General features: G+C 70.4%; 7 protein-coding genes. All 7 read left to right on the top strand.

Annotated elements, in window-relative coordinates; translation table 11 throughout:
- Positions 1-1,587: 1,587 nt before the first annotated feature.
- The 7 genes from H489_RS38505 to H489_RS27270 all read left to right on the top strand — a co-directional run bounded on the left by H489_RS38505 (position 1,588) and on the right by H489_RS27270 (position 8,734).
- Positions 1,588-2,199, top strand: a complete 612-nt coding sequence (locus tag H489_RS38505) for a hypothetical protein (RefSeq protein ID WP_235045670.1) — start codon at positions 1,588-1,590, stop codon at positions 2,197-2,199.
- Between the two features lie 31 nt (positions 2,200-2,230).
- Entirely contained in the window at positions 2,231-3,202 is a 972-nt protein-coding gene (locus H489_RS27290; protein WP_200860516.1) for an HAD-IIA family hydrolase, read from the top strand.
- Positions 3,203-3,212: 10 nt separating this feature from the next.
- Complete coding sequence (locus H489_RS38185) at positions 3,213-3,380, top strand: hypothetical protein (protein WP_156155395.1); 168 nt, start codon at positions 3,213-3,215, stop codon at positions 3,378-3,380.
- Positions 3,373-4,206, top strand: coding sequence for a TlyA family RNA methyltransferase (locus H489_RS27285; RefSeq protein ID WP_017886925.1), 834 nt, complete (start codon positions 3,373-3,375; stop codon positions 4,204-4,206). Before H489_RS38185 ends, H489_RS27285 begins: the two co-directional genes overlap by 8 nt.
- Positions 4,203-5,126 (top strand): NAD kinase, encoded by a 924-nt coding sequence (locus H489_RS27280; protein WP_017886924.1) that lies wholly within the window; start codon positions 4,203-4,205, stop codon positions 5,124-5,126. The genes H489_RS27285 and H489_RS27280 overlap by 4 nt, the downstream gene beginning before the upstream one ends.
- 36 nt (positions 5,127-5,162) lie before the next feature.
- Positions 5,163-6,857 (top strand): DNA repair protein RecN, encoded by a 1,695-nt coding sequence (gene recN, locus H489_RS27275; protein WP_017886923.1) that lies wholly within the window; start codon positions 5,163-5,165, stop codon positions 6,855-6,857.
- Between the two features lie 161 nt (positions 6,858-7,018).
- Positions 7,019-8,734: a CTP synthase gene (locus tag H489_RS27270; protein ID WP_031259575.1), complete on the top strand. Its 1,716-nt coding sequence runs from the start codon at positions 7,019-7,021 to the stop codon at positions 8,732-8,734.
- Positions 8,735-8,766 lie beyond the last annotated feature (32 nt).

Raw genomic sequence — 8,766 nt, 5'->3', positions numbered from 1 at the left:
GACGCCGCCGGACTTAACGTAAGAAAGATGTGGCCATCGGCCCTCCATCGAGAATTCGCAGGGGAAACCCTCGTTCTCGGTTGGGGCCGGTGGCCATTTCTGTTTCTGCCGCCGTTCACTCGACGCCGGCTCCGGTTCGTGATGGACTGGAACCACCGTCGGGCGACCGACGCGGCACCCAACACAACGACACAGCGGATGAACGCCCGAGGCACTGCACCGGGCACGCGATGAGGAGCAACGGTGGCGAACGACGACGATCAGCGGCGGAACGACGGCGACCGCGGAGATCGACCCCGGCGGGACGGCGATCGTTTCCCCCGTCGTGATGGTGCTCCGCGTCGTGACGGCCAGAGCAACGGCCGGTGGTCCTCTGGTCCTCGTGAGTTCGAGCGTCGCGAGGGTGACCGTCGCGATCGTCCGCAAGGTGGGGACCGTCCGTTCCGCGATGGTGCTCCCCGCCGGGACAGCGCTCCGCGTCGTGACGGCGATCGTTCGTTCCGGTCAAGCGACCGCAATGACCGACCCTCGTGGCAGGGTGATCGTGGCGCCGCCGGCCGTCCGCCGCGCGGGGATGGTCCGCGTGGTGCCGATCGCCCGGGTCGTGACGGTGACCGTCCGTACCGTGGTGGGTCTTCGGATCGTCCGGCTCGTGATGCTGACCGTCCGTACCGTGGTGGGAGCTCTGACCGTCCGCGTCGGGACGGTGACCGCCCGTACCGCGGTGGCTCGTCCGATCGTCCCGCTCGTGATGGCGATCGCCCGTACCGCGGTGGCTCGGACCGTCCCGCTCGTGATGGCGATCGCCCGTACCGCGGTGGCTCGGACCGTCCCGCTCGTGATGGCGATCGCCCGTACCGCGGTGGCTCGGACCGGCCCGCTCGTGATGGCGATCGCCCGTACCGTGGCGGGTCCTCGGACAGGCCGCGCCGTGACGGGGACCGACCCTTCCAGGGCGGTTCGGACCGCCCGCGTCGTGATGGCGATCGTCCGTACCGCGGGGGATCCTCGGACCGTCCGGCTCGTGATGGTGACCGTCCGTACCGCGGCGGATCCTCGGACCGCCCGCGTCGCGACGGCGACCGTCCGACCCGTGGTGGTTCCTCCGACCGTCCGTTCCGTGGCGGGTCCTCGGACCGTTCCAGCCGCGATGGTGGCGAGGAGCGTCGTCGGTTCGGCGACGGCTCCCGGCACGCCGGTGCGCGCTTCGGCGAAGCGGCCCGCGACGACTGGGAAGACCGCGATCCGTACGGCACGAAGTCCATCCGTCCGCGTCACGAGGACCCGGAGATCCCCGAAGAGATCGATGCGCGCGACCTCGACCCGGCCGCCCGCATGGAGCTGAAGACCCTCAGCAAGGACAACGCGGACTGGGTGGCTCGTCACCTGGTGGCTGCTGCGCTGTTCGTCGATGACGACCCGGAGACGGCGAACCAGCACGCGCTGAGCGCGGCTCGTCGTGCTGGTCGGGTCGGTGTCGTCCGTGAGACCGCTGCCATCACCGCCTACCGTCTCGGCGACTTCGCCACGGCCCTGCGTGAGCTCCGCACCTACCGCCGGATCTCGGGTCGCAACGACCAGCTGCCGATGATGGTGGACTGCGAGCGCGGCCTAGGACGTCCGGAGCGCGCGCTCGAACTCGGCCGCTCGGTCGAACGGTCGGCCCTCGAGACACCGGTGCAGGTCGAACTCGCGATCGCCATGTCCGGCGCCCGTCTCGACCTCGGGAATCCCACAGCTGCGCTCGGCGAGCTGGAGATTCCACAGCTCGACCCGTCCACCGCCTACACGTGGTCCCCGGCGCTCTACAGTGCTTACGCGGCCACGCTCGAGGAGCTCGGTCGACAGGACGAGGCCGACGAGTGGTGGGCCCGAGTGGACCGCGCGGTAGCGGCCCTCGCCGAAATCGCGGACGACAACGCTTGGGAGACAGTTGATGTGGTCGAGGAAACGATCGAAGTCGAAGTACACGGAGACGCCGGAGACGCCGGAGACGACGACGCCGAAGACCTCGGAACCGACGACGTCGCGACCGACGCACTCGACGGCGGCGACGACGACTCCGCCGACGATGTCGACGACGACCTCGACGACGAACCAGCCGTCGACGACCTCGACGACGACACCTCTGCAGCCGACGAGCCCGGCGAGATCGACGACGACAACCCCCGCGACGTCGACGGCTCCGCAGCCGGCTGAGCACCCGGCGTCGCTGACGGACGGCGTCGACGTGGTCCTCACCGACCTCGACGGCGTCGTCTACCGGGGCCGCAACGCGATCCCGCACGCGGTCGAAGCACTGACCCGGGCATCGCTCACGGCGCGGGTCGGCTACATCACGAACAACGCATCGCGCCGCCCGATCGACGTCGCTGAACACCTCGAGCGCTACGGGCTCGAGGTGTCCGAGGGCGACGTCGTCACCTCGTCGCAGGCCGGCGTCCAGCTGCTCGCGACCCTGGTGCCGGCCGGGTCGACCGTCCTGGTGACCGGCGGGCTCGGCCTGTCCAGCATCGTCGAGGCAGCCGGGTTCACGGTGACGTCGAGCGCCGAGGACTCTCCCGCAGCAGTGATCCAGGGCTTCTCGCCGGATCTCGGCTGGAAGGAACTGGCCGAGGCATCGTTCGCCCTGGCCGACCAGGACGTGCCGTGGGTGGCGACGAACATGGACTGGTCGATCCCCGTCGAGCGCGGCATCGCCCCCGGCAACGGGACGCTCGTGTCCGCCGTGCACCAGGCAGTCGGTCGCATGCCCGTGGTCGCCGGCAAGCCCGAGCGGCAGATCTTCGACACCGCGGTGGAACGCTTCGGCGGCGGTCGGACCCTGTTCATCGGTGACCGGCTGGACACCGACATCAAGGGCGCGAACGACGTCGGGATCCCGAGCGTGCTCGTGCTCACCGGCATCGACCGGGCCAAGCAGGTGCTCGCGGCCGATCAGCGCTCGCGTCCCACCTACGTGCTGGAAGACCTCCGGGGCCTGTCCCAGCCGTACCCGGAGACGGTGCGGCGCGAGGACGAGGACGGCACCCGGTACGTGACCGTCGGAACCTCGACGGTGGCGATGCGCGGGCACGTGGTCCGGGTGCTCGACGCCGGGACGGACATCGATCGACTGCGCGCCGGCTCCACGATCATCTGGGAGTCCGAGTTGGCCATCTACGGCCTCGACGTCGACCCGCAGCTGTACGGCGGCGAGTAGCGTGTCGGACGTGCCGAACCCCGAGCAGCCGTCCGCCGAACCCGAGCAGCAGGACGCCTTCGCCGCGCGGACCGCCGAGGCAGAGACGCTCCCGCTCGTCGATCGCGCCGACGCCTTCTCCGCGCTGCACGACGAGCTGCGGACGCGGCTCGAGAGCGGCGGCTCCGCGAGTGCCTGAGCCGGACGGAGCCGTCCCCGACGCGACCCCGGTCCGCCTCGACGCGCTGCTCCCTGCACGCGGACTCGCTCGGTCGCGCACCGTGGCCAGCAAGCTGATCCAGGACGGCCGCGTGCTCGTCGGCGGGCGTGCCGTCCTCAAGTCGTCGACGCCGGTCGCGCCAGACGCCGAGATCGAGGTCGACGCCGCGGACGAATGGGTGTCGCGTGCAGCCCGGAAGCTCGTCGGTGCGCTCGACGCCTTCGACGTCGACCCTGCCGATCGTGTCGTGCTCGACGTCGGCGCGAGCACCGGCGGGTTCACCCAGGTGCTGCTCGCACGTGGTGCGCGCCGTGTCATCGCGCTCGACGTGGGCCACGGACAGCTGCACCCCACCATCGCGCTCGACGAGCGCGTCGCCGTGGTCGAGGGGACGAACGCCCGGAACCTCACGCGCGCCGACTACCTGGCACTCGACGACGCAGCCACCGACACGAGCCTCGTGGTGGGGGACCTGTCCTTCATCTCGCTCAGACTCGTGCTGCCGGCGCTGGCCGAGGCCGTCCCGGCGGACGAGTTCGTGCTGCTGGTGAAGCCCCAGTTCGAAGTGGGCCGCGGCGGTGTGCGCGAGGGCATCGTGCACGACGCGGGGCTGCGGAACGACGCGCTCATGAACGTGCTCTGGGCGGCGTGGGACCAGGGCCTCGGTACCAGCGGGCTCACCGCATCGCCGATCGTCGGGACCCACGGCAACCACGAGTACCTGGCCCGCTTCCAGCGCGGTGTCGGGGGCAATCCGACAGAATGGAGAGTCCGGGCGACCGAACTCACGGAAGGGTCTTCATGAGCGACGAACGGCACATCCTGCTCGTGTCCCACACGGGTCGCCGCGACTCGATCGACGCCGCGGTCGAGGTCTGCGACCTCCTGCACGCCGCCGGTCTCACGCCCGTCATGCCCTTCGACGAGTACGCGGACATCCGCCGCGCCGAAGCGTCGGTCGGCAAGGTCGACATCCTGGGCGTCGACGTCCAGCCGAACCAGCTCGAGATCGTCATCGTGCTCGGCGGCGACGGCACGATCCTCCGCGCCGCGGAACTCGTCCGGAACACCGGTGCTCCGTTGATCGGCGTGAACCTGGGGCACGTCGGGTTCCTGGCAGAGAGCGAGCGCGACGGTCTTGCCGAGACGGTCGAGCGTGCGCTGTCCGGCGAGTACAACGTCGAGGAACGCGTCACCCTGCAGGTCGACGTCGTCGTGGGCAACCAGATCGTCTACTCGAGCTGGGCGCTGAACGAAGCCACGATCGAGAAGGCGTCCCGTGAGCGGATGCTCGAGGTCGTGACCGAGGTCGACGGGCGCCCGCTGTCGTCCTTCGGTTGTGACGGTGTGGTCGTGTCGACCCCGACGGGCTCCACGGCGTACTCGTTCTCGGGTGGTGGCCCCATCGTGTGGCCCGATGTGGACGCACTGCTCATGGTGCCGCTGAGCGCCCACGCCCTGTTCGCCCGTCCGATCGTCGTCGGGCCGGACTGCACGCTCGCGATCGAGGTCCTGCGGCGCACGAGCGGCGTCGGCGTGCTCTGGTGCGACGGACGCCGCACCCACGACCTGCCCCCGGGTGCCCGCGTCGAGGTCCGGCGTTCGCCCGACCCGGTGCGCGTCGCCCGGCTCAAGGACGCCCCGTTCACCGACCGGCTGGTCGCGAAGTTCCAGCTGCCCGTCGCCGGGTGGCGCGGCCCCCAGAGCGACGAGGACGACCGATGAGCACGGAGAACACCCGATGAGCACGGAGGACGACCGATGATCGAGGAGATCGCGATCCGCGACCTCGGTGTCATCGGTGAGACCACGCTCGAACTCGGGCCGGGCTTCACCGTCGTCACCGGGGAGACCGGTGCAGGCAAGACGATGATCGTCACCGCACTCGGGCTGCTGCTCGGTGCGCGGGCCGACGCCGGTTCGGTTCGCCGTGGCGCGTCGAGCGCGGTCGTCGAAGGCCGCTGGCACGTCCCCGAGCAGGACGCGGTCGCCGAACGTGTCGAGGACGCCGGCGGCACCGTCGAGGACGGCGAGCTCATCCTCACCCGCACGGTCTCCGCCGAGGGGCGCAGCCGTGCCACGGTCGGCGGTCGCAGTGCCCCCGTCGCGGTCCTCGGTGAACTCGCCGACCAGCTCGTCACCGTGCACGGGCAGTCCGACCAGATCCGCCTGACCTCGGCCACCGCGCAGCGGGCGGCGCTGGACGGGTTCGGGGGATCCTCGCTCGAGAAGGCCCTTGCCCGGTACGTGGCCGCGTACGACGCCTGGCAGCAGCACGCCGGTGAACTCGAGGTCCTGGTCCGTGACCGGGACGACCGGGTGGCCGAGGCCGAGCGGATCCGTGCGGCCTCCGACGAGATCGAAGCCGCCGACCCGCAGCCCGGGGAAGACGTCGAGCTGGCCGAGCGCGCCGAGCGCCTGGGGAACCTCGAGGAGCTCCGGCTGTCGGCTGCCCTGGCGCACGAGGCACTGTCCAGCGAGTCCCTCGACGGCGTCTCGGACGTCGTCGGCCTGGTCGAGTCCGCGCGCCGTGCCGTCGAGCGTGTGGTGTCGTCGGACAGTGCCCTGCAGCCGGTGCTCGAGCAGCTCACGGAGCTGGGCATCCAGGCAGCCGAGGCGTCGGCGAGCATCTCGAGCTACCTCGGTTCCCTGGAACCCGAAGCCGGGCACGACCTCGAACTCATCAACGAACGCCGGGCGTTGCTGGCCGGCCTCACCCGCAAGTACGGCGAGACGGTGGACGACGTCATCGCCTACGGTCAGCGCGCGAGTGACCGGCTGCTCGAACTCGACGGCGACGACGACCGGATCGCGGCGTTGCAGCGGTCGGTCGAGCAGGATGAGCAGGCGCTCGAGTCCGCCGCCGCAGCGCTCACCACGGCGCGTACCAAGGCGGCGGCCGACCTGGCGAAGCGTGTGACGGCCGAGCTGAAGACCCTCGCGATGGGTGGCGCGACCCTGGTGGTCGAGGTCACCGACGCGGGGGAGTACCGCCGCCACGGCCGTGACCAGGTGACGATCCTGCTCCAGCCGCACTCCGGCACCGACCCCCGGCCGATCGGCAAGGGGGCGTCCGGTGGTGAGCTGTCGCGCGTGATGCTCGCGATCGAGGTCGTCATGGCTGGCAGCACCACCGTGCCGACCTTCGTCTTCGACGAGGTCGACGCGGGTGTCGGTGGGGCGGCGGCCATCGAGATCGGCCGGCGGCTGGCGAAGCTCGCCGAGCGCACGCAGGTCATCGTCGTCACGCACCTGGCCCAGGTCGCCGCGTTCGCGAACAACCACCTCAACGTCGTGAAGGACGCCAGCGGTGCCGTGACCTCGTCGAGTGTGCGACGGCTCGAAGGCGAGGACCGGCTGCAGGAGATGGCTCGGCTGCTCTCCGGGCTCGGCGACAGCGCCAGCGGCATCGAGCACGCCCGCGAGCTGCTCGACGTGGCCGGCCAGCGGGCCTGACGGCCAGACCTGCCTGATCCCGGTGACCGGGCCACGGCCCGGTGACCGGGCCACGGCCCGGCGACCCGGCCACGGCACGGTGACCCAGCCACCTACCCGCGCAACGCCCACGGCGAACCGGGGTCGCGCCTCCCGGCAGTTCTGACGTACGATGGAATCCCGTGGCGGACACTCTCAGCGGCGGTACCAATTCTTCGAACTCGACCCCGAAGGTGACGAAGCAGATCTTCGTGACCGGCGGGGTCGTCTCGTCTCTCGGCAAGGGCCTGACGGCGGCCAGCCTCGGCAACCTGCTCACTGCTCGCGGCCTCAAGGTCGTCATGCAGAAGCTCGACCCGTACCTCAACGTGGACCCGGGCACCATGAACCCGTTCCAGCACGGCGAGGTCTTCGTGACCGACGACGGCGCGGAGACGGACCTCGACATCGGGCACTACGAGCGCTTCCTCGACATCAACCTGTCGCAGGCCGCGAACGTCACGACCGGTCAGGTGTACTCGACGGTGATCGCCAAGGAGCGTCGCGGCGAGTACCTCGGCGACACGGTGCAGGTCATCCCGCACATCACCGACGAGATCAAGCGCCGGATGCGCGAGCAGGCGCAGAACGACCCGCAGCCCGACGTCATCATCACCGAGGTCGGTGGCACCGTCGGCGACATCGAGTCGCAGCCGTTCATCGAGTCCGCCCGTCAGGTGCGGCACGAGCTCGGCCGCAGCAACGTGTTCTTCGTGCACGTGTCGCTGGTGCCGTTCATGAACGCCTCGGGTGAGCAGAAGACCAAGCCGACCCAGCACTCCGTCGCCGCCCTCCGCTCGATCGGCATCCAGCCCGACGCGCTCGTGCTGCGGAGCGACCGTCCGGTGTCGGAGTCGAACAAGCGCAAGATCGCGCTGATGTGCGACGTCGACGAGGACGCCGTGGTGAACGCCGTGGACGTCCCCTCGATCTACGACCTGCCGACGCTGCTGAACAACCAGGGTCTCGACCAGGTCATCGTCGAGGCGCTCAAGCTCGACGCCGGTCCGGTCGACTGGACCGCCTGGACGCCTGTGCTGAAGGCCGTGCACGAGCCGAAGAAGGACGTCACGATCGCGCTGGTCGGCAAGTACATCGACCTGCCGGACGCCTACCTGTCCGTCACCGAGGCGCTCCGTGCGGGTGGTTTCGCGCACGACGCGAAGGTCACGCTGAAGTGGGTCGTGTCCGACGACTGCACCACCCCCGAGGGCGCGGCGAAGCAGCTCGGCGACGTCGACGGCATCTGCATCCCGGGTGGGTTCGGCGTGCGCGGCATCGAGGGCAAGCTCGGCGCGCTGAAGTTCGCGCGTGAGCAGGGCATCCCGACGCTCGGCCTGTGCCTCGGCCTGCAGTGCATGGTCATCGAGTACGCCCGCCACGAGGTCGGTCTGACCGACGCGTCGAGCACCGAGTTCGACCCGGAGACCTCGACGCCGGTCATCGCGACGATGGCGGAGCAGGTCGACATCATCGCCGGTGGCGACCTGGGCGGCACGATGCGCCTGGGCCTGTACCCGGCGTCGTTCACCGAAGGGTCGCTGGCGGCGGAGCTGTACGGTGCGCCCGAGGCCTCCGAGCGGCACCGTCACCGCTACGAGGTGAACAACAAGTACCGCGAGCAGATCGCGGATGCCGGCCTGGTGTTCTCGGGCACGTCGCCGGACGGCACGCTGGTGGAGTACGTCGAGCTGCCGCGCGACGTGCACCCGTTCTACATCGCCACGCAGGCGCACCCGGAGCTCCGCTCGCGTCCGACCGATGCGCACCCGCTGTTCGCGGGGCTCGTCGCGGCCGCGATCGAGCGCCACGAGGCGTCCAGCCTGTTCGACCCGCAGACCGAGGAGCAGGTCGCGTAACGCGAGTGGTCTCTGACTGGAGGCGCGGTGCC

Source organism: Curtobacterium flaccumfaciens UCD-AKU, from assembly GCF_000349565.1.
GTDB lineage: Bacteria > Actinomycetota > Actinomycetes > Actinomycetales > Microbacteriaceae > Curtobacterium > Curtobacterium poinsettiae.
Note: the sequence above shows the minus strand (reverse complement) of the source record. Positions and strands in the feature narration are given on the sequence as shown.

Excerpts from the sequence above, each read along its gene's own strand:
- H489_RS38505 (WP_235045670.1), top strand. The coding sequence starts at position 1,588 with ATGATGGTGGACTGCGAGCGCGGCCTAGGACGTCCGGAGCGCGCGCTC.
- H489_RS27280 (WP_017886924.1), top strand. The coding sequence starts at position 4,203 with ATGAGCGACGAACGGCACATCCTGCTCGTGTCCCACACGGGTCGCCGC.
- recN (WP_017886923.1), top strand. The coding sequence starts at position 5,163 with ATGATCGAGGAGATCGCGATCCGCGACCTCGGTGTCATCGGTGAGACC.